25 protein-coding genes are annotated in these 24,070 nt (G+C 46.0%); 18 read left to right on the top strand and 7 right to left on the bottom strand.

The features are described from left to right. Positions 1-20: 20 nt before the first annotated feature. The 15 genes from BM367_RS06580 to proC all read left to right on the top strand — a co-directional run bounded on the left by BM367_RS06580 (position 21) and on the right by proC (position 16,163). Entirely contained in the window at positions 21-3,107 is a 3,087-nt protein-coding gene (locus tag BM367_RS06580; protein ID WP_092459125.1) for a TAT-variant-translocated molybdopterin oxidoreductase, read from the top strand. Positions 3,108-3,144: 37 nt separating this feature from the next. Then, a complete protein-coding gene (gene nrfD, locus BM367_RS06585; RefSeq protein ID WP_092459127.1) occupies positions 3,145-4,590 on the top strand; it encodes an NrfD/PsrC family molybdoenzyme membrane anchor subunit in 1,446 nt (481 codons plus the stop codon). Positions 4,591-4,625: 35 nt separating this feature from the next. After that, complete coding sequence (locus BM367_RS06590; protein WP_092459129.1) at positions 4,626-5,219, top strand: DUF3341 domain-containing protein; 594 nt, start codon at positions 4,626-4,628, stop codon at positions 5,217-5,219. A gap of 22 nt (positions 5,220-5,241) precedes the next feature. Further along, the gene (locus BM367_RS06595; protein ID WP_177224137.1) at positions 5,242-5,868 is read left to right on the top strand and encodes a c-type cytochrome; all 627 of its coding nucleotides are present in this window, start codon (positions 5,242-5,244) and stop codon (positions 5,866-5,868) included. Positions 5,869-5,901: 33 nt separating this feature from the next. Next, complete coding sequence (locus BM367_RS06600; protein ID WP_092459133.1) at positions 5,902-7,110, top strand: hypothetical protein; 1,209 nt, start codon at positions 5,902-5,904, stop codon at positions 7,108-7,110. 147 nt (positions 7,111-7,257) lie between these two features. After that, positions 7,258-8,310: a cytochrome c oxidase subunit II gene (locus tag BM367_RS06605; protein ID WP_092459135.1), complete on the top strand. Its 1,053-nt coding sequence runs from the start codon at positions 7,258-7,260 to the stop codon at positions 8,308-8,310. A gap of 33 nt (positions 8,311-8,343) precedes the next feature. Further along, positions 8,344-10,194, top strand: a complete 1,851-nt coding sequence (locus tag BM367_RS06610) for a cytochrome c oxidase subunit I (RefSeq protein ID WP_092459137.1) — start codon at positions 8,344-8,346, stop codon at positions 10,192-10,194. Between the two features lie 17 nt (positions 10,195-10,211). Further along, positions 10,212-11,114 carry a heme o synthase gene (gene cyoE, locus BM367_RS06615; protein WP_245759922.1) on the top strand — a complete coding sequence of 301 codons (903 nt, stop codon included), beginning with the start codon at positions 10,212-10,214 and terminating at the stop codon, positions 11,112-11,114. A gap of 14 nt (positions 11,115-11,128) precedes the next feature. Continuing rightward, the gene (locus BM367_RS06620; RefSeq protein WP_092459139.1) at positions 11,129-11,695 is read left to right on the top strand and encodes a cytochrome c oxidase subunit 3; all 567 of its coding nucleotides are present in this window, start codon (positions 11,129-11,131) and stop codon (positions 11,693-11,695) included. 22 nt (positions 11,696-11,717) lie between these two features. After that, positions 11,718-12,398: a cytochrome c oxidase subunit 3 gene (locus BM367_RS06625; protein WP_092460951.1), complete on the top strand. Its 681-nt coding sequence runs from the start codon at positions 11,718-11,720 to the stop codon at positions 12,396-12,398. 23 nt (positions 12,399-12,421) lie between these two features. Further along, positions 12,422-12,820, top strand: a complete 399-nt coding sequence (locus BM367_RS06630) for a cytochrome C oxidase subunit IV family protein (RefSeq protein WP_245759923.1) — start codon at positions 12,422-12,424, stop codon at positions 12,818-12,820. Between the two features lie 105 nt (positions 12,821-12,925). Beyond that, positions 12,926-13,603, top strand: a complete 678-nt coding sequence (locus BM367_RS06635) for an SCO family protein (protein WP_092459141.1) — start codon at positions 12,926-12,928, stop codon at positions 13,601-13,603. 22 nt (positions 13,604-13,625) lie between these two features. Next, the gene (locus BM367_RS06640; RefSeq protein ID WP_092460953.1) at positions 13,626-14,171 is read left to right on the top strand and encodes a DUF420 domain-containing protein; all 546 of its coding nucleotides are present in this window, start codon (positions 13,626-13,628) and stop codon (positions 14,169-14,171) included. Between the two features lie 80 nt (positions 14,172-14,251). Then, the gene (gene dusB / locus BM367_RS06645; RefSeq protein ID WP_092459143.1) at positions 14,252-15,268 is read left to right on the top strand and encodes a tRNA dihydrouridine synthase DusB; all 1,017 of its coding nucleotides are present in this window, start codon (positions 14,252-14,254) and stop codon (positions 15,266-15,268) included. An 82-nt stretch (positions 15,269-15,350) separates the two neighbouring features. After that, positions 15,351-16,163 (top strand): pyrroline-5-carboxylate reductase, encoded by an 813-nt coding sequence (gene proC / locus BM367_RS06650; RefSeq protein WP_092459145.1) that lies wholly within the window; start codon positions 15,351-15,353, stop codon positions 16,161-16,163. A gap of 68 nt (positions 16,164-16,231) precedes the next feature. On the opposite strand, the gene BM367_RS06655 is transcribed toward proC, so the two are convergent. From BM367_RS06655 to BM367_RS06675, 5 genes are all read right to left on the bottom strand, one after another. Further along, positions 16,232-17,071 (bottom strand): ferritin-like domain-containing protein, encoded by an 840-nt coding sequence (locus BM367_RS06655; RefSeq protein ID WP_092459146.1) that lies wholly within the window; start codon positions 17,069-17,071, stop codon positions 16,232-16,234. A 35-nt stretch (positions 17,072-17,106) separates the two neighbouring features. Continuing rightward, a complete protein-coding gene (locus BM367_RS06660; protein ID WP_092459148.1) occupies positions 17,107-17,802 on the bottom strand; it encodes a ferritin-like domain-containing protein in 696 nt (231 codons plus the stop codon). A 187-nt stretch (positions 17,803-17,989) separates the two neighbouring features. Beyond that, positions 17,990-18,532, bottom strand: a complete 543-nt coding sequence (locus BM367_RS06665; RefSeq protein ID WP_143103974.1) for a L,D-transpeptidase family protein — start codon at positions 18,530-18,532, stop codon at positions 17,990-17,992. A gap of 97 nt (positions 18,533-18,629) precedes the next feature. Further along, a complete protein-coding gene (gene msrB, locus BM367_RS06670) occupies positions 18,630-19,070 on the bottom strand; it encodes a peptide-methionine (R)-S-oxide reductase MsrB (RefSeq protein WP_222842583.1) in 441 nt (146 codons plus the stop codon). A 220-nt stretch (positions 19,071-19,290) separates the two neighbouring features. Beyond that, entirely contained in the window at positions 19,291-20,049 is a 759-nt protein-coding gene (locus BM367_RS06675) for a glycosyltransferase family 2 protein (protein WP_092459151.1), read from the bottom strand. A 63-nt stretch (positions 20,050-20,112) separates the two neighbouring features. On the opposite strand from BM367_RS06675, the gene BM367_RS06680 reads away from it, so the two are divergent. The 3 genes from BM367_RS06680 (at position 20,113) to BM367_RS06690 (ending at position 22,508) form a co-directional block, all read left to right on the top strand. Then, positions 20,113-20,748, top strand: a complete 636-nt coding sequence (locus BM367_RS06680) for an LON peptidase substrate-binding domain-containing protein (protein WP_092459153.1) — start codon at positions 20,113-20,115, stop codon at positions 20,746-20,748. Between the two features lie 3 nt (positions 20,749-20,751). Further along, positions 20,752-21,342 carry an LPS export ABC transporter periplasmic protein LptC gene (gene lptC, locus BM367_RS06685; protein WP_092459154.1) on the top strand — a complete coding sequence of 197 codons (591 nt, stop codon included), beginning with the start codon at positions 20,752-20,754 and terminating at the stop codon, positions 21,340-21,342. A 185-nt stretch (positions 21,343-21,527) separates the two neighbouring features. Next, a complete protein-coding gene (locus BM367_RS06690) occupies positions 21,528-22,508 on the top strand; it encodes a potassium channel beta subunit family protein (protein ID WP_092459156.1) in 981 nt (326 codons plus the stop codon). Positions 22,509-22,513: 5 nt separating this feature from the next. Here BM367_RS06690 and BM367_RS06695 read toward each other — a convergent pair whose 3' ends face one another. Further along, positions 22,514-23,494, bottom strand: a complete 981-nt coding sequence (locus BM367_RS06695; RefSeq protein WP_092459158.1) for an EamA family transporter — start codon at positions 23,492-23,494, stop codon at positions 22,514-22,516. A 50-nt stretch (positions 23,495-23,544) separates the two neighbouring features. After that, positions 23,545-23,988, bottom strand: coding sequence for a carboxymuconolactone decarboxylase family protein (locus BM367_RS06700; RefSeq protein WP_222842584.1), 444 nt, complete (start codon positions 23,986-23,988; stop codon positions 23,545-23,547). Positions 23,989-24,070 lie beyond the last annotated feature (82 nt).

Genomic DNA, 24,070 nt, shown 5'->3' on the forward strand with positions numbered 1-24,070 from the left:
ACATATTACTGTTTCAGCATATGAGCGAAAAAAAATACTGGAAAGGATTGGAGGAGTTGTATAACACCCCTTCTTACCAGAAGACGGTCAGGAATGAATTTCGCGAAGAATTGCCTTTCGGGGAAGAGATTGAGCGCCTGATGGATGCGAAGACACCCCGAAGAGATTTTCTGAAATATCTCGGGTTCAGCATTACAGCAGCTACTATTGCCGCCAGCTGCGAAATCCAGGTGAGAAAAGCCATTCCCTATATCAATAAGCCGGTGGATATTACGCCCGGCGTGCCCAATTATTATGCATCCACTTATGCGCAGGATGGTGATTATTGCCCGGTTGTGGTGAAAACCCTGGATGGGCGTCCGATTAAGATTGAAGGGAATACTTCTTCTTCTATTACCCGTGGTGGGACATCGGCCATGGTGCAGGCATCGGTATTGAGCCTGTATGATACGGCCAGGTTGCGGTATCCGATGATTCAGGGGAAAGAAGCTACCTGGGAAGAGCTGGACAAGGCCGTAATGCAGGGCCTGGCCAGCCTGGGAGGAGCTCCTGTGGTGTTATTGACCACAACCCTGATGAGCCCGGCCACTGAACAGCTGATTCAGGAATTCATCCAAAAATATCCCGGAGCCCGCCATGTGACGTATGATGCCGTTTCCTATGCGGGCATGCTGCTGGCTAATGAAGCCTGCTACGGCAAAAGGGCTATCCCTTCCTATCATTTCGAAAATGCCAAAGCCATAGTGAGCCTGGGGGCTGATTTTCTGGGCACATGGCTTTCGCCAGTAGAATTTGCCAGCCAATACGCACAAACCCGGAAAATCAAGGGTAAAAAGGCTGATCTCAGTCAGCATATTCAGTTTGAAAGTTACATGAGCCTCACCGGTGCCAACGCCGATTATCGTTATACACACAGGCCATCCCAACAGCCTGCTGTTGTGTTGAATCTTTACAATGCTGTGGCGCAGGCTTTGGGTAAACCCCAGCTGTCCAATGTTCCAGCTTTGCAGGATGAATCCTTACAAAAAGGCATTCAGCGCGCTGCCAGGTTGCTGGCTTCCCATCCCGGCGAGGCGTTGGTCGTGTGTGGTTCTAATAACCCCCATGTGCAGATAGTCGTCAACGGCCTGAATGAAATGCTGGGAGCCGGAGGCAAAACAATTGACTGGAATGCACCGGTCAACTACCGCAAAGGCATTGACGCCGATATGCAGCAGCTGGTGGCCGATATGGAAGCCGGCAAAGTGGGTGCTGTGCTGATTTATGGTGCAAATCCGGTTTATGACTATTATGACGGGCAAAGGTTTGCCGAAGCCCTCAAGAAAGTGAAGCTAACTGTTTCGTGTAACGAACGGAAAGATGAAACCACCGTACTTTGCCAATATGTAGCTCCGGATCATCATTATCTGGAAAACTGGGGCGATGCCGAACCCAAGGCAGGCTATTACAGCTTTATTCAGCCCACTATTTTCCCTCTGTTTAAAACGCGTGCTTTTCAGGAAAGCCTGCTTGCCTGGATGGGACAAACACCCGACTGGCACGGCTATCTGATGAAATTCTGGGAGCCGAAGCTGGGCGGACTGGAAGCATGGGAAGAAGCTTTGCAGAACGGTGTTATAGAACCCAAACAGGTGAGCCTGGCCGCAGCCCCTTTCAAAGGGGATGTACAGGGTGCAGCAGCTCAGCTCACTGCACAACAGCCAAAGATGGGTGAGCTGGAGTTGGTGTTGTATGAAAAAGTGGGTATCCGCGGAGGCCGTTGGGCTAATAATCCCTGGTTGCAGGAAATGCCCGATCCCATCAGCAAGTGTACCTGGGATAATTATGTATGCATTTCACCGGCACTGGCGTGGAAGTTAGGTATTTCCATTAACCGGTTTAATGAAAATGATTTGAACCGTCCGGTAGCCCGCATATCAGCGGCTGGCAAGGAAATCACGCTTCCCGTGCTGGTGTTGCCCGGCATGCCTAAAGACGTAATTGCCGTGGCCGTTGGCTATGGAAGAAGCCCTGAGGTAGGGAAAGCTGCTGGGGGAGTAGGTAAAAATGTATATCCTTGGGTAAACCTGAACAGCCAGAGCCTGACTTTTGAATATTATCAACCCGCTGCAACTTTTACCCTTACAGGTGAAACCTATCCGTTGGCTATTACCCAGACACATAATAGCTTTGAAGGTCGCCCCATTATTTTGGAGACCACACAAAAACAATACAACGAAGACCCGGGTGAAGCTACTCGTGAGCAGCGGGAAGAAAGGGAAAGATATGGTGGTGAAAATTATGATACGCAGGGTACCTTGTATCCCAATCTGTACGATTTTCCCGGACTGAAATGGGGCATGTCCATCGATTTAAATAGTTGCATAGGCTGCGGAGCGTGCACGATTGCCTGCCAGGCCGAAAACAATGTAGCAGTTGTTGGCAAGGATCGGGTAATCGCGCATCAAGAGATGCACTGGATTCGCATTGATCGGTATTTTTCCGGAGATCCGGAAAATCCGCAAGTAGTATTTCAGCCCATGCTCTGCCAGCAGTGCGACAATGCACCCTGCGAGAATGTTTGTCCAGTAGCGGCTACCAACCACAGTGATGAAGGCCTGAACCAGATGGTCTATAACCGCTGTATTGGTACGCGCTATTGCATGAACAACTGCCCGTACAAGGTGCGGCGCTTTAACTGGCGTGACTGGTGGGGGGCGACCAGCTTTGGAGGTACCAAGGATACGGCCGACATGGAAAGCGAGCTTACCCGTATGGTGTTGAATCCGGATGTAACCGTGCGTGGCCGTGGAGTGATGGAAAAATGTACCTTCTGCGTGCAGCGCCTGCAGGATGCAAAGCTGGCTGCCAAGAAAGCCGGTCGTCCTCTGATGGATGGAGAAGCTATGACAGCGTGCCAGCAGGCATGTCCTACACAGGCTATTGTATTCGGCAATGTACATGATCCGGGAGCTGCCATCAGCCAGCTTCGTGAAGAAAACAAAGAAACGCGGCTCTACTACGTGCTGGACGATTTACATACATTGCCCAATGTCAATTATCTGGTCAAGGTCGTAAACAAAGATCCGGGTGATTTTTACGTAGAGCCTGTCCAACATGTATTGTAATGAACTTTTGATATTGAAAACATCATAACCTTACGCTATGCTTCATTACGAGTCAACCGTACGTGAGCCCCTGGTCAATGGGAACAAGGATTATCATCAGGTCACGGAAGACATTATCAGCCCTATTGAAAAGAAGCCGGGCAAGCTGTGGTGGATTGCGCTTGGTTTTGCCGTCACGATGTTGCTGTTCGGCGTATGGTCAGTATTCTGGGAAACTTACTGGGGAATTGGGGTGTGGGGTGAAAACCGCACCGTAGGTTGGGCATGGGACATCACCAACTTTGTCTGGTGGGTAGGTATCGGTCATGCTGGCACGCTGATTTCGGCCATCTTGTTGCTGTTTCGCCAGGGATGGCGCACAGGTGTGAATCGGGCTGCAGAAGCTATGACCATCTTTGCCGTGCTTTGCGCGGGTCAATTTCCGGTGTGGCACATGGGGCGTGTATGGCTGGCCTTTTTCATCTTGCCTTATCCCAATTCACGCGGTCCGCTTTGGGTAAACTTTAATTCGCCCCTGCTGTGGGATGTATTTGCTGTGAGTACTTACCTGACGGTTTCAATCTTGTTCTGGTATTCTGGTTTGATTCCGGATGTAGCCACCATTCGAGATCGGGCTAAAAAGAAATTTGCCAAATTCTTTTATGGATTGTGTTCTTTTGGCTGGCGGGGTACCGCTAAAGAATGGCAGCGGCTCGAAGCCCTCGGCCTATTGCTGGCAGGTCTTTCCACGCCGCTGGTGCTTTCGGTGCACAGCGTGGTGTCTATGGACTTTGCCACATCTGTAATTCCTGGCTGGCACGAAACGATTTTCCCGCCTTATTTCGTGGCTGGGGCTATCTTCTCCGGTTTTGCCATGGTGCAAACCCTGCTCATTCTTACCCGAAAAATTCTGCATCTGGAAGAATATGTAACCCTTGGCCATATTGAGGCCATGAACAAAATCATCATGCTTACCGGTGGTATTGTTGCCATGGCCTATATCACCGAATTGTTCATTGCCTGGTATTCGAATGTGGTGTATGAACAGGGTGCATTCTGGTGGAGAATATTGGGTCCATACTGGTGGGCTTATATCATCCTGATTACCTGCAATGTGGTATCCCCGCAGCTGTTCTGGTTCAAAAAACTACGTCGTAATATTCCTTTCACCTTTGTGATGTCCATTGTGGTGAATATAGGAATGTGGTTTGAGCGTTTTGTGATTATTGTGCTTTCGTTGTATCATGATTATATGCCATCAGCCTGGGTGTATTACTCTCCGCGCTGGCCTGAAGTTGGGTTTTACATCGGTACATTCGGATTGTTTTTTACCTGTTATCTGTTGTTTGCGAAATATTTCCCGGTTATAGCTGTGTGGGAAATCCGCAGTGTTTTGAAAACCAGTGGGGAAAACTACAAGCAGAAAATGGCTGCTTTGGAACAAAAAGATACAGAAGAGTTTTTGCAGGAGGTTCAACACGAACATGCACTGGCCGCCCATTAACATAATAACCTCGATAGACTGAAAACTAAACCGATATGGCAATCAAACAATATGTAGTGGCAAGTTTCCGGGATGAAGATCAGCTGTTGCCGGCTGTGAAAAAAGTGCGGATGCAGGGTTATAAACTGTATGACGTGTTTACACCTTTTCCGGTACACGGCTTGGATGCAGCTATGGGATTGCGACAGACGGCTCTTCATACAGCAGGATTTATTTATGGTGCATTGGGTACTGCAACGGCGCTTTTGGGAATGAGCTGGATTTTTGTGGTCAGCTGGCCGCTGGATATCGGAGGAAAGCCCCATTTTCCGCTTCCTTCTTTTATACCCATTACTTTTGAATTGACGGTATTGTTTTCAGCAGTAGGCACTACGTTGACTTTCTGCTGGCTGAACCAGATCATGCCTGGAGTGAAAAAACATATTTTCCATCCCCGACAAAGTGACGACCGCTTTGTGATGGCTATTGAAATAACACCGAAAACCCAGGTGGAGGAGGTAAAGCAATTTCTGCTTAACAACGGCGCAGAAGAAGTGCAGGTACAAACCGCGGAAGAAGGCTGGTGGTATGGCCTGTTTTCCAAACGTGAAAAATATGATGATATCAATCCGCAGTGGTCTGTTCAATGATTGTTAGATAATGTTTCTGAACATGAGAAAACAATATGTATTAATCGGGTTGAGCGCTGGAATGCTTTCTCTGGCTTTGTTTGCCTGTCACGCCGGACGAAACAATCCAGGCCGTATTTATGCCCCCGATATGTATTATTCGCGTGCTTACAATTCATATTCGGTCAATCTGGTGTATGCTGATTCCATGAGCAGCCGTCTTCCTGTACCAGGTACTGTGCCCCGGGGACATACCGTAAATGCACATGAATTATTGCCATTTAATTTACCCCAGAGTGATTCGGCTTATGCTGTTTCGGGACAGGTGAAAAATCCACTTCCCGTTATCACCCAGGCCACACTGGAAGAAGGGCAGCGATTGTTTAATATCTATTGTGCTATTTGCCATGGCGAACAACTTGATGGTCAGGGGCCGTTGTACAAAAGCGGCAAATTTCCTGTACAACCGGCCAATTTTCACCTGCCCCAGTATCTGAACATGCCTGAAGGTACTATGTTTTATTCGGTGACCTATGGTAAAAACCTGATGGGCAGCTATGCAAGTCAGCTTAGTGAAAGACAACGCTGGGAAGTAATTGCCTATATTAAAAGTGTGCAGGCAAAAGATTTGGCAAAAGGTACTGATAGTACAGCGGTAGCAAAGAAATAATTTTATTTATCAAATCATAAGTCTGAAAGAAACATGGAGGAACGTTTTGTTATCCCACGGCGATTCAGAAACACCAGCCTGATTTTTATTTCCATTGGTGTGCTGGCTTTTCTGGCAGGTTTGTTCGGCTTACACGGAGATGTAGGTGTGAAGCGCTTCTGGTCGGTTCTTGTTTTTGATAGCCTGTTTTTTCTTTACATATCGGCTGCGTCCCTCTTTTTATATTGTGCAGCTTCTCTGGCACAAGCTTCCTGGCACATTGCCTACAAGCGGGTCATAGAAGCCATTATGGTGAATATTCCGGTGTTTGCCATAATTGCTTTTATTGTCTTGATGGCTGTACTTATCGGGCATAAATATTTCATTTACCCCTGGACCGATCCGCAGGTATTGGCGCATGATACCATTGTAGCGGGTAAAACTCCTTTCCTGAATGTGAAATTGTTTGTGATTTTCACGGTGATTATCATGTTGGGATGGTCGCTTCTAAGCCTGAAGTTGCGGCAGATTTCCTTGCAGGAAGACCGGGCTGAACGGGGGGTTAGACGTTTTCTGTGGAAGACCATCTTTTTCAGTGCTGTGTTTATCGCATTTTATGCTGTTACCATTTCTGTTTCATCCTGGCACTGGTTGATGAGCATTGCCGCTCGCTGGTATTCTACGATGTATGGCTGGTATGTTTTTGCTGGATCATTTATCTCTTTAATGGCTATTATTAGCCTCTTCGTTATTGCCATCAAAAACAGCGGACAGCTAAGCCTGGTGAACAAAGAACATTTACATGATTTAGGAAAATTCATTTTCGCCTTTTCTATTTTCTGGACTTATATCTGGTTTGCACAATATTTCCTGCTTTGGTATGGCAACATTCCGCTGGAGTCCCAGTACTTCCGTCCGCAACTGTGGGGGCATTACCGGTTTTGGTTTTTGCTGGATTTGGTGATTAACTTTGCCGTGCCTTTCCTGTTGCTGATGACACGCGACGCCAAACGGAATTATACGACGGTAACCATTATTGCCCTGATCGTATTTTTCGGTCACTGGTTGGATTTTTACCTGATGGTAATGCCTACCGTGTTACCAACGCAGGGAGTGGTTGGATGGTATGAAATCGGCATTACGCTGGGTTTTGTAGGATTAATGATTGGGTTGGTTAGCAGAGCCTTATCGCGTGCTCCTCTTTACCCGGTCAATCATCCTTATCTGAAAGAAGCAATCATTCACAAATCTGATTGGGGATGATTGTCAAAGCTCTATCAGAAATTGAATGAAAGGTTATGTGTGTTACACGACAAAATGATGCTGAAAGTTAAATTGCCAATTAGCTGGAAAGTTTGAATTTACCGAATCGTAAAAGATTTAAGAGATTCACCATAATTGTTGTTAGTCATGTCAGGCTTTTTTGTTGTCGTCTTACTGCTGCTTTTGTTCATCATTGTGGTACAGATAGCCAAAGCGAGTGAATATGTGGCTATCCTGAAAGGGGAAAAGAAAACCCAGGAACAGAACAATCGCTTGCATGCCACGCTGATGCTGGTGTTTTTGATTGCCGGGTTAATCGGCTTGTACATATGCCATGAGTTGCTCAAGGATAAATTGCTGCCGGTAGCTGCATCTGTACAGGGGGTGGCTATAGATCACATGATGACGGTTACGCTGGTTATCACGGGTATTGTGTTTTTCATTACCCAGATTTTGTTGTTTGTATTTGCTTACAAATACAGAGGTCGAGAAGGGCATCAGGCCAGCTATTATCATGAGAATTCCAGAATAGAATTTTTCTGGACGGCCATTCCGGCATTGACGATGACTATCTTAGTGGCGATTGGGCTAAAGCATTGGTTTAGCATCACTTCTGCAGCTCCTCCCAATGCTATGGTTGTGGAAGTAACCGGTAAACAATTTAACTGGATATTCCGTTATCCAGGCAAGGATGGGGTTTTAGGCAAACGTGACTACCGGCTGATTGATGAAGGCAAATTCAATCCGTTAGGACAGGTGTGGAGCGACCCATACAATCATGATGATGTAGTATCCAGTGAATTGCATTTGGTTGTAGGCCGGCCGGTGAAGCTGGAAATAGGCTCCCGCGATGTGATACACGATGTGGGATTGCCTTATTTCCGCTTGAAAATGGATGCGGTACCCGGTGTGCCCACCACATTGTGGTTTACACCCAAATACACCACTGCTGAAATGGCGAAGATGACCGGAGATCCTAACTTTGTATATAAATTGGTTTGCGATCAGCTTTGCGGGGCGGGTCATTATTCCATGGTGGCCAACATTGTGGTAGAAACCCAGCAGGAGTTTGATCAGTGGCTGGCTTCGCAGAAATCACAATACGAACTGGCCAAAGAAGGTGGAGCTATTCCATCAGACACCACAAAGATGGCTATGTTGCCTGTGAAGGCACAACCATCCGTGGTGTCGGCAAAATAGACTTTTGTTGATACAAGTTAAAAATCAATACCTATGAGCAGTGAAGTTTATACCGGACAGGCGCAAAGGGCAGCGGTAGCTGCTGTAGCTGTCCATGACGGCGATGGTCATGCCCATCATCACCACCAGAGCTTTATCACCAAATATATTTTTAGCCAGGATCATAAAGTTATTTCCAAGCAGTTTTTAATTACCGGGATGATTTGGGCCATCATCGGCGGGTTTTTCTCGGTGATTTTCCGGTTGCAGCTGGGTTTTCCAGATAAGTCATTTCCTTTTCTGGAAACCATTTTCGGGCATTGGGCTGCAGGCGGTCACATCAGTCCGGAATTATACTACCAGCTTGTGACGATGCATGGCACCATCATGATTTTCTTCGTGCTGACAGCGGGTTTAAGTGGCACATTTTCCAACTTCCTGATTCCCTTGCAGCTGGGTGCGCGTGATATGGCCTCTCCATTTCTTAACATGCTTTCTTACTGGTTTTTCTTTGCGGCCAGCATTATCATGCTGATATCGTTGTTCTTGAAAACCGGTCCGTCTGAGGCTGGATGGACGGCTTATCCACCTTTGAGTGCATTGCATGAAGCCTCGGAAGGATCCAAAACAGGTATGGATTTGTGGCTGATCAGCATGGCCGTATTTGTGGTTTCGCAGTTGCTGGCTGGGTTGAATTATATCTCTACCATCCTAAACATGCGTACCAAGGGAATGAGTATGACCCGCATGCCACTCACCATCTGGGCACTGTTTTTTACGGCTGTATTAGGAGTGCTTTCGTTCCCGGTTTTGCTTTCGGGCTTTATTTTGCTTTTGTTTGATCGCAACCTGGGTACCAGCTTTTATCTTTCAGACATTTATATTGCCGGGCATGCACTTCCCAATCAGGGCGGAAGTCCTATTTTATATGAACATCTGTTCTGGTTTTTAGGCCATCCGGAAGTGTACATTGTGATGTTACCAGGGATGGGTATTACGTCCGAATTGCTGGCAACGCACTCCCGCAAACCTATTTTCGGATATCTGGCTATGGTGGGTTCCTTATTTGCCATTGCTTCCCTTTCGTTTCTGGTATGGGCGCATCATATGTTTGTTTCAGGTATGAATCCCTTTTTAGGAGCCTTCTTCGTCCTGTTTACCTTGTTGATTGCCGTACCCTCATCTGTAAAAGTGTTTAACTGGTTGGCCACGCTCTGGAAGGGGAATATCCAGTATACGGTACCTGCATTGTTTGCTATTGGTTTTGTCAGTCTTTTCATTTCCGGAGGGCTTACGGGTATATGGTTGGGGAATTCCGCGCTGGATTTGCATTTGCACGATACCTATTTTGTGATTGCGCATTTCCATCTGGTGATGGGTATTGCCGCTTTCTTTGGCATGTTTGCTGGAGTTTATCACTGGTTTCCCAAGATGTTTGGCCGGTTTATGAACAATACGCTTGGTTATATTCATTTCTGGGTAACTTTCATCGGAGCCTATCTGATGTTCTGGCCCATGCATTATGAGGGTCTGGCAGGGATGCCGCGCCGTTATTATGAATATTCAGCCGATGCACTGGCCATTTACCACCGCTTTCAAGGCTTGAATGAATTCATCAGTGTGGTAGCTATTATCGTGTTTGCTGTACAGCTCATGTTTGTATTTAATTTCTTCTATAGCATTTTCAAGGGTAGACCTGTGAAGGATCCCAATCCCTGGAAAGCCAATACACTGGAGTGGACCACACCTATTCATGTGGGTCATGGCAACTGGCCGGGTGAAATTCCAGAAGTTCATCGCTGGGCTTACGACTACAGTAAGAACGGTATTGATTTCATTCCGCAAACCGTGCCCGTATCGCCTGCTGAAGAAGAAGTAGGAGAAACGGTGAAAACACCCCAGTAATTCAGATTATTCTATTGATGATGTACAGAGAGCAAACAGCCAGCTTATCGTTGTCAGAGGCGATTCTTGGGAAAGCGAAGGATTATTTGCAGCTCACCAAATTCACGCTGAGTTTTCTGGTGGTGTTTTCCTGTGTGGTAGGGTATCTGATGGTGCCTCAAGTGAATATGGGGTCTGCAAAGGTGCTGCTGCTGTTTATTGCAGGCATATGTATCACAGGCGCAGCGAATGCATTTAATCAATTGATGGAACGGGATACGGATGCACTGATGCGGCGTACTGCTGGCAGGCCATTACCCGCAGGACGAATGCAACCAGCCGAAGCGCTTACCGTAGCCCTGGTGTTGACTTTCACAGGCTTGATCCTATTGAGTGTATATTTTAATCCCCTGTCAGCCTGGGTAAGTTTGCTTTCTCTCTGTCTGTACGCTTTTGTTTACACGCCCTGGAAACGATGGAACTCGCTGGCCGTGTTTGTAGGTGCCTTTCCGGGTGCATTGCCTCCTTTGATCGGTTGGATTGCAGGTAGCGGTACATTGAGTGCTGGGGGATGGTCGTTGTTTCTGTTGCAGTTTTTCTGGCAGTTTCCGCATTTCTGGGCTATTGCCTGGATTGCACACGATGACTACCAGCGGGCCGGATTCAGGCTTTTGCCCGGAAATGGTACACGCAATGCTTATGTGGCCATGCAAGTATTGAGTTTTACCATCCTGCTGATCATGGCCGGATTTTTACCTTATTTATTGCATGTATATGGCAGCTTCGCGCTTTCAGCAGGGTTGCTTACCGGCGCTTATCTGTTGTATCGGGCATGGAAGCTGGTGGAAAAATGCGACGCTGCTTCGGCCCGGCAATTGATGTTTGCAGCCTATATTTATTTCATTGCAGTGCAATTGGCCATGTTGATTGATAAAATATAAGTTATTCTTAAACGATGGCATATACGGTGCGTGTGCAGAGAAAAAAAATACATCCCTACAAATTCAACATGTGGGTGGCAATTGCTGCCATCGTGATGATGTTTGGAGGGTTGACAAGTGCTTATGTGGTGATGCATGGCCAATCCCGCTGGGTGAGTTTTCAGCTTCCCCATCAGTTTATTTTTTCTACCACTATAATTTTGTTAAGTAGCCTTACCATGGCGCTTGCTGTGAAAAGCTTCAGACAACATCAGATGAACCGATATAAAATGTTGATTACCATAACAGCTGCCTTGGGAGTGGTTTTTATGATTTCCCAGTTTATGGGATTTCGTTTCTTGTATGCACATGGTGTGAATCTTACATTCAATGTATCGGCGAGTCTGTTATTTATCATTACGGGTTTGCACATGTTGCATGTCCTGGGGGGTGTGATAGCTTTGTTGGTCATGTTTTTCCGGGCTTTTCGCTCACGCGTACGTTCTTATGATCCGGTACCGGTTGAAGTAGCTGCCACTTACTGGCATTTTGTTGATATTTTATGGATATATTTGTTTGGTTTTTTTATCTGGATGCGATAAACAATTGAAATTGCCCAATGTTATGAGTACGATTGCAAGCACGCAGAAAGTGAACTGGAAAGGAGGTGTTTCTCCTTACAACGTCAGCTATGGCAAGCTGATGATGTGGTTTTTCCTGATGTCAGACGCTTTTACGTTTGGTGCATTTTTAATTTCCTATGGCACCACGCGCCTGAGTGCCAGCTATTGGCCTGATCCGAACGAGGTATTCGACAAGGCTCCATTTATCAATGCCAAGTTACCGCTGGTGTTTGTAAGTTTAATGACCTTTATTCTCATTATGAGTTCGGTAACCATGGTGCTTGCCGTACATGCTGGTCATCTGCGCAGGCGTAAAGAAGTGGCTAAATGGTTATCGCTTACCATTCTGGGAGGTATTTTGTTTTTAAGCTGTCAGGCCTATGAATGGACACATCTGATTGAAGGAGGCACTACCATATCGCATAACATGTTTGGACCCATTGTCGATGGACACCACACGCCCGGCCCGGCTGCATTTGGTGCATTCTTTTTCACCATTACTGGTTTTCATGGAGGACATGTGTTTTCGGGAGTTGTGATCAATACTATTGTGTTAATTAATGTCTTGAAAGGCACCTATGATCGCCGGGGTCATTATGAAATGGTAGAAAAAGTTGGGTTATACTGGCATTTTGTGGATTTGGTATGGGTATTTGTGTTCACCTGTTTTTATCTTTTGTAGTTTCAGATTTAAAATCTGCAGATATGGAAATGGAACAACAGACAACGCTTGCGGCAACACTTGAAGATGAAAGTGCACATGCGTTTGACTCTACCGTAGCCCGCATCTGGCGTGTATTCTGGATCTTATTAATTGTCACACTTGTTGAAATTGCGCTGGCTACTGTTCATTATTTTACGGGTATGCCACCAGTCTTGCTGCGAAATGTAATTTTCCTGAGTCTTACACTGGTAAAAGCATTTTATATTGTGGCTGAATTCATGCATCTTCGTCATGAAGTGAAGAACCTGATTCTTTCCATTATGATTCCTTTGCTGCTTTTCATCTGGTTTATCACTGCATTTTTAACCGATGGAAATTCATGGCGTGTGGATAGGGAGCGCCGCGTCACGCAGACTGAACAGGTGAGTCCGGCTCCCTGACCTGCATGGGTAGATTAAATTCAAATATTTTATGCAGGATGCAACCGACATCCTGCATATTTATTTTTATTTTCCCGAAATTCGTTTTACCACAACACACTCCTCATGCAGAGGCGCAATCAAAAAATGATATTAGGCTTCGTGCTTATCATCCTGTTGCCGCTGATTGGATTCTGGGCGATGGTGCACTTCAGCAAGCGTGACCTGAATATGCCTGGCTATTATTTTGATCGCGTTGATTCTTCCCGTACGCCTCAGGGATGGGTGTATGATACCATGTATTATCGGCTGAATGAAATCTATTTTATCAACCAGCTCCGGCATGTAGTTACGCTTAAAGATTTACAGGGCAAAGTTGTACTGATCAGTTTTTATTGTTTTAGTTGCCAGGATGATTCAGGTTATCACTGGCTAAAGCGTATGAAAATGGTACAGGATGCTTTTCATAAAAATGATTCTGCATTGCTGATGCTGACTATTTCTTATAACCCCCATGATGATGGTGTGGACATTATGAAAGCCGTTGCCAATCAGTTGCAAATTGATGAAGACAGCTGGTGGTTTCTCACAACGGATGCTGCGCATGTGGATCAACTCAATCAGATGTTATTTGATACAGGTATCAATTTGCCTCTGGAAGAGCTTTCTGATACTACTTTATGGGTTTTGCTTGATAAACATCAATATGTAAGAGGATTTTATAATCCAGCTGATAGCAGCCAGCTGCCGGTGTGCATGAATGATATTGCTTTGCTGATGCTTGAAAAAGAAAAGAAAAAATAAAATTTTACGTCCGATAATGAATATGGATAAACAAAAAAATGGGGTTCAACATTCTTACACGGGTATTATCGTAACTATTTCGGTGGTCATTCCACTGGTAGTTGCCGCACTTTTCATTCTTCCGCATCCCGACATACGTGTGGGATTCCGGTTGACTATCCTGCCTTTTTTCAATGCCATCTGCAATTCCGTGACGGCAATTTTGTTGCTTGCAAGTTTGTATTTCATAAAACATGGTCAACGTCAATGGCATATGCGTTGCAATCTGGCCGCCGTAGTGCTTTCTGTGCTTTTTTTAATTTCCTATGTCATTTATCACAGCCTGGCACCCGAAACACATTTCGGAGGAGAGGGTGTCATCCGGTATGTGTATTTTTTTATTTTAATTACCCATATCTTACTGGCAGCAGTGATAGTACCTTTGGTATTGATTACACTGGTAAGAGCCCTGCAGGGAAGATTTGACAGACATAAAAAAATTGCCCGCATTACCTGGCCGCTCTGGTTTTATGTAGCAGTTACGGGTGTGCTGGTATATGTACTTATTTCTCCATACTATCCGCATTAAAACGGATATCATTAGTAGATAACGGGTGAATGTGAAGCTGAGGGCGTAACTTTGTATGAAAGAAATTTGATTGGTTGGTTATGCCGGTAAGAATTGCCCATATTGAGCTGCCCGATTTTCCGTTGTTGCTGGCACCCATGGAAGACGTGAGTGATCCGCCATTCCGCGCCGTATGCAAAGAGCAAGGAGCCGATCTGATGTACACCGAATTTGTCTCTTCAGAGGGGCTGATCCGCGATGCCATGAAAAGCCGCAAAAAGCTGGATATTTTTGATGCAGAACGCCCCATTGGCATTCAGATTTTTGGCGGTGATGATGAAGTTATGGCCGAGGCTGCCCAGATTGTGGAAGCAGCTCAGCCCGATCTGCTCGATATCAATTACGGTTGTCCGGTCAAAAAAGTGGTGTGTAAGGGGGCTGGTGCGGCCATCCTGAAAGATGTACCGAAAATGGTAAAGCTCACGGCTGCCGTGGTGAAAGCTACCCGTTTACCGGTGACAGTAAAAACCCGTTTGGGATGGGATGAACAATCCAAGAATATTGTAGAAGTGGCCGAACGCCTGCAGGATGTAGGCATTCAGGCCATCACCATACACGGTCGTACCCGCACCCAGATGTACAAAGGTGTGGCCGATTGGACCTTGATCGGGGAAGTGAAAAATAATCCGCGCATGCATATCCCTGTGTTTGGCAATGGGGATGTAGATAGTCCCGAAAAAGCGCTGGAAATGAAGCAGCGTTACGGTGTGGATGGAATTATGATTGGACGGGCAGCCATCGGTTATCCCTGGATCTTCCGGGAAATCAAATATTTCCTGCAAACCGGCAAACATTTACCTCCACCCGATATCACTGAAAGGGTGCGGGTATGCCTGAAGCATCTGCATGCAGCTGTGGCATGGAAGGGTGAACGGATCGGTGTGGTGGAAATGCGCTGCCATTATGGTCATTATTTCAAGAATCTGCCTGCTATTCGCGAATATAAAACCCGGCTGATGCAGGCAACAAGCCTTGCAGAAGTAGAAGACATCCTCCATGAAATAGCATTTCATTATAGTACCGGAAAGATGACTCCCGCGCCTACAGGGGTTTGTTAGATGAAAGGCTTCATTCTTGATCTTTTTTAAGAATCTTTCTAATATTTTCCCGTTAACTTTACATGTTTTCAAAAAAATCCCTATGTCGTCTATTGCTATTTCCCGTATTGCGATTATTGGTGGGGGTAATCTGGGTACATCTATTGCCGAAGGTTTGTTGCAAACGGGTTTTCTGTTGCCCGATCAGTTGATTATTACCCGTCGCAATCTTGCTCCTATCCGCTATTTGGAACAAAAAGGCGTGCAGTTGCTCACCAGCAATTCGGCAGCAGTTCAGCAGGCCGATGTGGTGATTCTGGCTGTTAAGCCATACAATGTGAAAGATGTGCTCACCGAGGTGGCTCCGGCCCTGCTTCCGGAAAAGCATTTGCTGATCAGTGTGGTAACAGGCGTAACGATAGATGAATTAACTGCCTTGCTTGCAAAGCCGGTGGCCGTTATTCGGGCCATGCCCAATACCGCCATTGCTATTCGCGAATCGATGACCTGCCTGAGTTTCAAAAAAGCAACAACTGAACAAATTACCTGGACGGAACAATTGTTTAATCAATTAGGCAAAGCCATTGTGATTGACGAAAAACTCATGGATGCTGCTACCATTCTCGGTGCTTGTGGCATTGCGTATGCCCTGCGTTTCATCCGTGCCAGCATACAGGGCGGTATTGAAATTGGCTTTGATGCCCGGACAGCCAATCTGATTGCGGCACAAACCGTAAAAGGTGCAGCTGAATTGCTTATCCGTGGTAATCGTCATCCCGAAGAAGAAATTGATAAGGTAACGACCCCGAAGGGTTGTACCATAGCGGGTTTGAATGAAATGGAACATCAGGGCTTCAGTTCATCTCTCATCAAAGGTATCACGGTTTCATACCGTAAAATTGCCAGAGATGAATAAAAATAAATAAGACCCGCCTGCAGACCAGACGGGCCTTTCACCACCTGAGACATATGCTATATTCAGCGTCAGGATTTAATGAATAAACTGGCTATGGCCAGTACTGATTGCATATCCAATGGTTCATCGAAGGCCTCGGAGGCTGCACTGGCGCTGATGGAAAGTCCGCCAATACCTGTGATCTGCACACCCGCCTGCACGGTGTTATCTTCACCTGCATACACGGGTTGCACCGATGATCCAATCCCGCCTGTATCATTGCCGGTTATCCACGGTTTTACGCTGTTGCTGAAGCCGTTCAGCCGCCGCATCAACCTGATTTTTGAAGCATGACGGGCTTCTACGGAATGAATATTCAGCGCTGCCTGCAACACGGTGCTGTTGCTCATTATGTTAGCGGCTTGTCCTTTGTAGGCGCGAACACCGGTATCTTCAAAAGCCTGTGCAACTGCCAAAAAGGTTTGATAGTTGGAAAACACATCGGCAAAGGTGCCATTGGCGGTAAAATCAAAATTGGGTTTGTTGACCGGTGTGCCACCCAGCTGGGGAATCACGGCTTTCAGAAAGTTTACATGTGCTGTTTCGTCGGCACTGATTTTCTGAATAGCTGTCAGATCATTTGCATTTGGAATCAAAGCACTGCCCTGGGTAGCTCCCATGCTGTAAAAAGTAGCTTCCAGATATTCAAGCGTAAGAGCATAATTCAGGATATCCACTACACTTGCAGATGTGTTACTTTGTGCGTATGCTTTGTTTAACATAGCACCCAAAGCAAGTGGTAATGCAGCAAGAGAAAGCTTTTTGCCTACTTGTGCAAATTCTTTCATCGCTTCGCGCCTTGTGTTGATGCGTTCATACACTTCGGGATCTATTTCTTCAATAGCCCGGAAAATACGATACATGTTCATGGTATAATGATTTTGAAATGGTTTGAAAAATTATGTTAAGGCAATTGACTGTTGATTTTTGTTTTGATATATGTGGAAGCAATGACCAGTACTTCAGATGGTTTGCGTGATAAATCAAGTCCGTTTTGATCAACCACATCACTATCCACAAAAGTATCGGTCATCACCAGCTCTCGCAGGTAAGCAGCATGGCGTGCTTCCACAGATACAATCTTACCGGCCAGCGTCAGATAATCAGGTGTTTGCAAATACACACCCGCACCATTGTAAGCTGAAACACCTAAATCTTCAAATGCTTTGGCTGTTGCAATCACACTGCTGCGGCTGCTGAAATTGATGCTGCTGAAATCAAACTGTAGGCTGGCAATGGCTTGGGTACTCAATGCTGCTTTGAAAAATTCACGGTGTGCAATTTCATGATCCCTGATATCCGTAAAAAAAGATAATTCCATGTCGGTGATACCACTATAGGGTGTTTGCACCACCTGTGTGTAAAATGCAGCTTCCAGCTGTTCAAGCGCATAAGCATAATTCAGTATTCCTACATCGCCACTACCCAGTGTTACTTCTTCTGCAGAAGGTGAACTGTTGTGATCTTTATGACAGCTGGCAGCCATCATCCATGCAGTGAGACCTATTGATCCGAAACCTGCATATCGAAGAAAAGCTCTGCGTGGCAATTTGTGCATGAGCATTTGATCCTGCGAAACAGGCACATTCTGATGTTTCATAATGATATTGTTTTAAGGATGAACAAATCAGTTTCTTGAATCTGATTTTAATTACGAAACATCTTTGTGCCTGGATTTGAAAATTCAAAATTTTATTTTCCGAAAGATTAAAATCGGATTGATTTTGTTTCTGTACATGCCCGAATATGGAATGAAATAATTTGTATGATTTGTCGTGCAGAAGCAATCAGGGAATCTGTCTTTTGATTAGCACAGGCGTACCGATTTTGACAATTTCAAAAATCTGTCGGATGGCTTCGTTGGGAATGCTGATGCATCCATTGGTCCAATTTTGCATGTAGGTAAACACAAAATCATCTTTTGGCCAGGTACCATGAATGCCAATACCACCGCCAATCTGAGCATTTTCCGGAATCAGATGGGCTGCTTTTCTTGCATTAAACTTTTGATAATCAGCAGTTGTAGGATAATCCAGCAGCAGGAAACGACACCAGCGGTTATCGTATCGTTTGGCAATAATATGAAATAAACCTTCCGGTGTCTTACGGTCGCCGGCCATCATTTTATCCGACAGATCGTTGCTGCCAAACACAGCAGGAAACGAAGCCAGCAAGCGGGTATCTTCATATACATACAGGCGATGATGCAATTTATCAATCAGCAAAAACACTTTATCCGGGTCCACATGTTTCACATCAATCCGATCGCCCGGATCAGCCGGATGCAATACCCACATCACAGAAAAAATCAGGCTTATGAGGGAAAGCATCTGCAGGGTTTTTTGCAATAACGCAAACCCTGTTCATTTATTTTTACATGTTTAAGTGATTCAACAGCGTACTTGCCTGCCGGTGGGCAGATTTAATTTACGGTGTGCTGTCGGGCACAAAATCCAACACAATGGAATTCATGCAATAACGCAAACCTGTGGGTGGAGGGCCGTCTTCGAATACATGTCCCAGATGCGATCCGCAGCGGGCACAGATCACTTCCGTGCGTTCCATGCCGAAGGAATGATCGGGTTTGTAAATCACACTGTTTTTGCGAACCGGTTCAAAAAAGCTGGGCCAGCCGCAACTGCTGGCAAATTTGGCATCTGAGCGAAACAGTGGATTACCGCATACGGCACAGTAATACGTGCCTTTGCCATTGAAATTCCAGAAACGATTGTGAAATGGTGGTTCCGTACCTTTTTCACGGGCAACCCGATACACTTCCGGGGGTAAAATTTTTTTCCATTCGGCGTCAGAAACATGCAAAGTTGTGGTGTCTGTCCGAGAATAATACGGATTATGGCTGTGATCCATGGTAAAAGATTGAATGGTTGATGATACCTGATGAGATGGCCGAGGTTGTGAAAAACTGCATCCGTAACAGCACAAACCGATCGCAGCTATGCCCATCCATCTGTATCGGAAAATATTGGACATGAAGGTATGCATCTTCAAATGAATAACACATAAAGTCTTATAAGTTACGCATCAAAGAAGATTGCAGTTGAATAAACCACCAGTTTTAACAGAATTTTTAATTCAGCTGATGCTGTTTCAGCCATAAGCGCACATATTTCAGAAACACAGAAATGGCTGCAAGAAAGGCAAGCAGCAATCCTGCTGTTCCCTCTTTCCATCCGGATTTGAGCAGATAAGCTTTCCAGAATGTGGCAAAAGGATGAGAGATCCATTGCCAGGGGGATGATTTTTTGCCCTGCTGATGAAGTTTTTTAGCACCCAATTGCGCATATTGGTCTATTTTCAACCACAGCGTATGCATATCCTGATAAGTGTAATGCAGCAAATACCCGTTTAACAAATGGGTTTGCACTTCTGCATGGAAAACAACGGTTTCATGCACGGGATCTGTGCTCCATGTCGCTTGCCGGCGATCAAACAGACGTATCTTATGATCCGGATATTCAAGTCCATGATATATCCAGCGATTGAAATACCGATTCAACCTTTGCAACATGTAACAACCGGAAAGTCCTTGCTGGCGGGCATCGAGGATAGATTGTTGCAATTCCGCTGAAAGCACTTCATCGGCATCAATAAATAGCACATAATCGTGTTGCACCTGTTCCATAGCCCAGTTCTTTTGCTGGCCATAACCTTCCCATGCATGCTGGACAAATCGTACAGGGAAGGTTTGTGCAATCTCAGCTGTTCGATCTGTGGAAAAACTATCTACGACCAGCACGTCCGAAGCCACAGGCAGCAAGGATTGCAGGCAGGCCCGCAAATGCGCAGCCGCATTGTATGTAATCACGATTGCTGAAATAGATTGCATGTCCGTATAGTGTCAAATCCTGAATGCGCAGGCAAATTCTGATTTTTTCATTAATATTGAAATATGACGAATTTCATTCCCATTTTTCCGCTGGAACTTGTGGTATATCCCGGTGAGCAGCTGAACCTGCATGTTCGTGAAAAACGCTATCAGCAAATGATCCGGGAATGTGCTGAACAGGGAAAAGATTTCGGGATTCCACCGGTAATCAAAGGTAGGTTGCATGAATATGGCACACTTATGCGGCTGTTACATATCGAAAAAATCCATTCAGATGGCAGTCTGGATATTCGCACTCGTGGATTGAAGGTGTTCCGGATTCTGGAAGTGATTCGCGACATTCCGCAAAAACCCTATGCTGGGGCCATTGTGCATTATCCGGATAACCATACCGAGGGAGATCACCGGCTCATGCAATCATTGGTGCAGGCGTTGCATTGGCTTCACCAGAAATTGCATCTGGAAAAATCATTCGATAAACCGATTGACCATCTTTCCACTTATGACCTGGCTCATCATGCATGTTTAGGATTGGAAGGTGAATATCAGATGCTGGAACTCCTGCATGAGCGGCAGCGGCAGGAATATTTGCGCAGGCATCTGAAAAACATCAGGCCCCTGATTGATGAGATTGAAAAACTCAGAGAAAAAATAAAAATGAATGGTCATTTCAGGGAACTGCAAATTCCTGATTTTTGACCCATGAAAAGATCAATCATACCTGTGATGCGTCGTGCAAAATGCATCGGGCTGTGTGGTGTGGGATTTTTGTTTTTGCTTCACACCGGGTGTGTGAATAAACTGGAAGATATTCATGCACTGCATGCTCCGTTCACCAACGTGGAATCTGCCGATAGTGTGCGTATTCTTTACAGCCAGGGTGGCAAAGTGCGTGCGGAAATTCTGGCGCCCTATTTAAAACATTTTCAGACCGATACCCCCCGAGTCATTATGTATGGCGGTGTGGTGGCTCATTTTTTTGATGATAGCCTGCGGGTTCAGTCAACTTTAACAGCAGGCGAAGGTGTATTGTACGAAGAAAACAACCGCATTACCGTGGAAAATCATGTAGTGGTCATGAATGTGCAGGGGGAACGGCTCGAGTGTGATAGCCTGTACTGGGATCCCCGACGCCAGCTTTTTGTAGCTCCAGGCCAGGTGAAAATTACCACGGCTTCTCAGTTGATTTACGGAAAAGGGTTGGAAGCTTCGGCTGATTTTACAACATATAAAGTGCTGGAAGTAGAAAACAGCCAGATAATGGTGAACAAAAGTGAATTGCCTGGCCCGTAAAAGCTAAGGCTCCGTATAAACGGAGCCTTCAACGCTTTAACCTATTTTAACCTAAAATCCTTTTGGTAAAAATACCAACATCCATGCCATAAAACCTATTAAAATTTGTCCACATGATGTGAATTCTGATACTTGACAAACGATGGGGGGATCATTAAATTTTTTTCTTGTGTAAATCTTACACCATGGAATACAGAAGATTAGGAAAATCGGGCCTGCAGCTGAGCGTAGTTTCCTATGGCAGCTGGACCACCTTTCATCATCAGGTAGATGAACATCTGGCAGATGCCCTCATGGGTTATGCTTATGATCAAGGGATAAATTTTTTTGATAATGCCGAAAGTTATGCGGGTGGCGAATCAGAAAAGCTGATGGGCAAAGTGCTTAAACAAAAGCGATGGGAGCGCTCTTCCTATGTGATTTCCAGCAAAGTGTTTTTTGGATGGCATGGCAAGGAAAACAAACCCAACCAGCACGGGCTTAGCCGCAAGCATATCATAGAAGCCTGTCATGAAGCCCTGCAGCGCCTGCAGGTCGATTATCTGGATTTATACTTTTGCCATCGCCCCGATCCTCAGGTTCCCATTTCAGAAGTGGTTTGGGCCATGAACCATTTGCTTCAGCAAGGCAAGATTCTTTATTGGGGAACCTCGGAATGGAGTGCGGCTCAGATTATGGAGGCCCACATGATTGCAGAACGCTATGGGCTTATAGGCCCCGCTATGGAACAGCCACAGTATAATCTCTTTTATCGGGAAAAAGTAGAAAAAGAATTTTTGCCCCTATACGAAAGCATTGGCTTGGGAACCACCACCTGGAGCCCGCTGGCCTCCAGCCTGCTCACCGGAAAATACAACGCAGGTATTCCCCGCGATAGCCGGTTGGGACTTCCCGGATATGAATGGTTAAAAGAAAAATTGCTGACACCCCAAAACCTTGAAAAGGTAAAGGCCTTGCAAAAATTGGCTGATGCCTGTGGCGTGAGCCTGGCTGTGCTGGCCATTGCATGGTGTATACGCAATCCGCATGTAAGTACTGTAATACTTGGAGCCAGCAGGCTTTCGCAGCTGGAGGAAAACATACGGGCAGTTCAGTTTTATCATCAACTGCGGGATGAAATTTTGCAACAAATAGAGGCTATTGTGGACAATAGGCCTAATGAATAGGCCTGTTACAATTCCGGATGTGTCCGAACTCCGGGGATTTCGGCCTTTGGAGGAGGTGAGGCAGATTTTGAAGAAGCAGGTTTAAAACTTTTCTGAACCAGATATACCCCGCAAAGCGTAACCCCTGCGCCCAAGATTGTGCGCAAGGTCAATGGTTCTTTCAGCCACCAGACACCTATGGCTACAGCCACAAGTGGATTGATGTAGGCATAGATGGAAACCTGTGCCGGCGGTAGGGTGGAAATGGCGTACACATAAGCCACATAACCAATCATGGAGCCAAATACAATGAGATATCCGATAGCCCACCATGCTTCCGATGGGATGCGCGATAAGGGAATGGATTGCCCTGTAAACACGCAGATTGGCATCAGGGTCATACCTCCCAGCAGCATCTGCCAGCCGGTTGCATACAGCAGGGGAAGGGAAAGCGGATGCCGGGCAGCATAAATGGTACCACCTGCCCAGCTTATAACCGAACAAAGGATAAGACCTGCTCCCAGCAAAAATCCATGTGTGGGAGTATGAAAAATTTCCGGTGAAAAGATAATTACAATGCCACAGAGACCCAACACCATCCCCAGATATAATCCGGCCGTGAATCTGGAGCCAGGCATGAACCAGATGCTAAACCATACAATGGCGAGCGGGCAGGTGGCAGCCATAATAGCAGCCAGCCCGCTGGGAAGATATTGTTCAGCCCAGCTTAAAAGTCCGTTGCTAATTCCTAACAGCAAAAATCCCATGATCAGCAGCTTGCCCATTTCCGAAGGTCGGGGCAAGGCCTGTCCTTTCAAGAGGTAAAACAAAATCAACAAGGTCCCGGCGAGCGTTTGCCGCACCGAGGCCAGCATCAATCCGGGCATGTGTGCCACACCCACCCGGATAGCCGGATAGGTAGTGCCCCAGAAAAAACTCACCAGCGCAACAGCTAAGTAAGAAGGTGTCAGATAGCGGCGTGAGCGCCGGGAAGCTGGAAAGTTCATGAAGTGAAACAATTCGGCTGTTGCAAAGGTAGCCTTTGTATGGGTTTCATTTAATCTTTTGGGGGTATGCGGGTCGCGATAGCCAGCCGGTTCCACGCATTGATGGTGGTAATGCCTATGATGAGTGCGGCCAGTTCCTTTTCATCAAAATGCTGTCGCGCAGCTTCAAACACTTCATCGGGAACGCGGGTTTCGGCCACCCGGGTAATGGCTTCGGTAAGCGCCAGCGCTGCTCTTTCCTTTTCCGTATAGTAAGGAGCTTCCTGCCAGGCATTCAAAGCATAAATGCGTTGTTCGGTTTCCCCGAGGGCGCGTGCTTCGCGGGTATGCATATTCAGACAAAACACACACCCATTGATTTGGGAAGCTCGGATTTTGATCAGTTCATACAACCTGCGATCGAGCCCGCTTTGGCGGATATAAGCTTCCAGCCCCCTCATAGCTTCATAAGCTTCGGGTGCCAGGGAAGGAAGATCCATTCGCTGTGAAAACATAACCTTATTTTGGTCAACAAATTACGCCCCTGACCGAGAAAAAGGCCGCAGCCCATTATTTTGAAACAGCATTCTGAAATTA

Origin of the sequence: Thermoflavifilum thermophilum (genome assembly GCF_900116565.1) — a bacterium.
Classification (GTDB): domain Bacteria; phylum Bacteroidota; class Bacteroidia; order Chitinophagales; family Chitinophagaceae; genus Thermoflavifilum; species Thermoflavifilum thermophilum.

What these genes read in the sequence shown, in the direction of transcription:
- BM367_RS06580 (WP_092459125.1), top strand. Translation starts at nt 21, where the DNA reads ATGAGCGAAAAAAAATACTGGAAAGGATTGGAGGAGTTGTATAACACC.
- nrfD (WP_092459127.1), top strand. Translation starts at nt 3,145, where the DNA reads ATGCTTCATTACGAGTCAACCGTACGTGAGCCCCTGGTCAATGGGAAC.
- BM367_RS06590 (WP_092459129.1), top strand. Translation starts at nt 4,626, where the DNA reads ATGGCAATCAAACAATATGTAGTGGCAAGTTTCCGGGATGAAGATCAG.
- BM367_RS06595 (WP_177224137.1), top strand. Translation starts at nt 5,242, where the DNA reads ATGAGAAAACAATATGTATTAATCGGGTTGAGCGCTGGAATGCTTTCT.
- BM367_RS06600 (WP_092459133.1), top strand. Translation starts at nt 5,902, where the DNA reads ATGGAGGAACGTTTTGTTATCCCACGGCGATTCAGAAACACCAGCCTG.
- BM367_RS06605 (WP_092459135.1), top strand. Translation starts at nt 7,258, where the DNA reads ATGTCAGGCTTTTTTGTTGTCGTCTTACTGCTGCTTTTGTTCATCATT.
- BM367_RS06610 (WP_092459137.1), top strand. Translation starts at nt 8,344, where the DNA reads ATGAGCAGTGAAGTTTATACCGGACAGGCGCAAAGGGCAGCGGTAGCT.
- cyoE (WP_245759922.1), top strand. Translation starts at nt 10,212, where the DNA reads ATGATGTACAGAGAGCAAACAGCCAGCTTATCGTTGTCAGAGGCGATT.
- BM367_RS06620 (WP_092459139.1), top strand. Translation starts at nt 11,129, where the DNA reads ATGGCATATACGGTGCGTGTGCAGAGAAAAAAAATACATCCCTACAAA.
- BM367_RS06625 (WP_092460951.1), top strand. Translation starts at nt 11,718, where the DNA reads ATGAGTACGATTGCAAGCACGCAGAAAGTGAACTGGAAAGGAGGTGTT.
- BM367_RS06630 (WP_245759923.1), top strand. Translation starts at nt 12,422, where the DNA reads ATGGAAATGGAACAACAGACAACGCTTGCGGCAACACTTGAAGATGAA.
- BM367_RS06635 (WP_092459141.1), top strand. Translation starts at nt 12,926, where the DNA reads ATGCAGAGGCGCAATCAAAAAATGATATTAGGCTTCGTGCTTATCATC.
- BM367_RS06640 (WP_092460953.1), top strand. Translation starts at nt 13,626, where the DNA reads ATGGATAAACAAAAAAATGGGGTTCAACATTCTTACACGGGTATTATC.
- dusB (WP_092459143.1), top strand. Translation starts at nt 14,252, where the DNA reads ATGCCGGTAAGAATTGCCCATATTGAGCTGCCCGATTTTCCGTTGTTG.
- proC (WP_092459145.1), top strand. Translation starts at nt 15,351, where the DNA reads ATGTCGTCTATTGCTATTTCCCGTATTGCGATTATTGGTGGGGGTAAT.
- BM367_RS06655 (WP_092459146.1), bottom strand. Translation starts at nt 17,071, where the DNA reads ATGAACATGTATCGTATTTTCCGGGCTATTGAAGAAATAGATCCCGAA.
- BM367_RS06660 (WP_092459148.1), bottom strand. Translation starts at nt 17,802, where the DNA reads ATGAAACATCAGAATGTGCCTGTTTCGCAGGATCAAATGCTCATGCAC.
- BM367_RS06665 (WP_143103974.1), bottom strand. Translation starts at nt 18,532, where the DNA reads ATGCTTTCCCTCATAAGCCTGATTTTTTCTGTGATGTGGGTATTGCAT.
- msrB (WP_222842583.1), bottom strand. Translation starts at nt 19,070, where the DNA reads ATGGATCACAGCCATAATCCGTATTATTCTCGGACAGACACCACAACT.
- BM367_RS06675 (WP_092459151.1), bottom strand. Translation starts at nt 20,049, where the DNA reads ATGCAATCTATTTCAGCAATCGTGATTACATACAATGCGGCTGCGCAT.
- BM367_RS06680 (WP_092459153.1), top strand. Translation starts at nt 20,113, where the DNA reads ATGACGAATTTCATTCCCATTTTTCCGCTGGAACTTGTGGTATATCCC.
- lptC (WP_092459154.1), top strand. Translation starts at nt 20,752, where the DNA reads ATGAAAAGATCAATCATACCTGTGATGCGTCGTGCAAAATGCATCGGG.
- BM367_RS06690 (WP_092459156.1), top strand. Translation starts at nt 21,528, where the DNA reads ATGGAATACAGAAGATTAGGAAAATCGGGCCTGCAGCTGAGCGTAGTT.
- BM367_RS06695 (WP_092459158.1), bottom strand. Translation starts at nt 23,494, where the DNA reads ATGAACTTTCCAGCTTCCCGGCGCTCACGCCGCTATCTGACACCTTCT.
- BM367_RS06700 (WP_222842584.1), bottom strand. Translation starts at nt 23,988, where the DNA reads ATGTTTTCACAGCGAATGGATCTTCCTTCCCTGGCACCCGAAGCTTAT.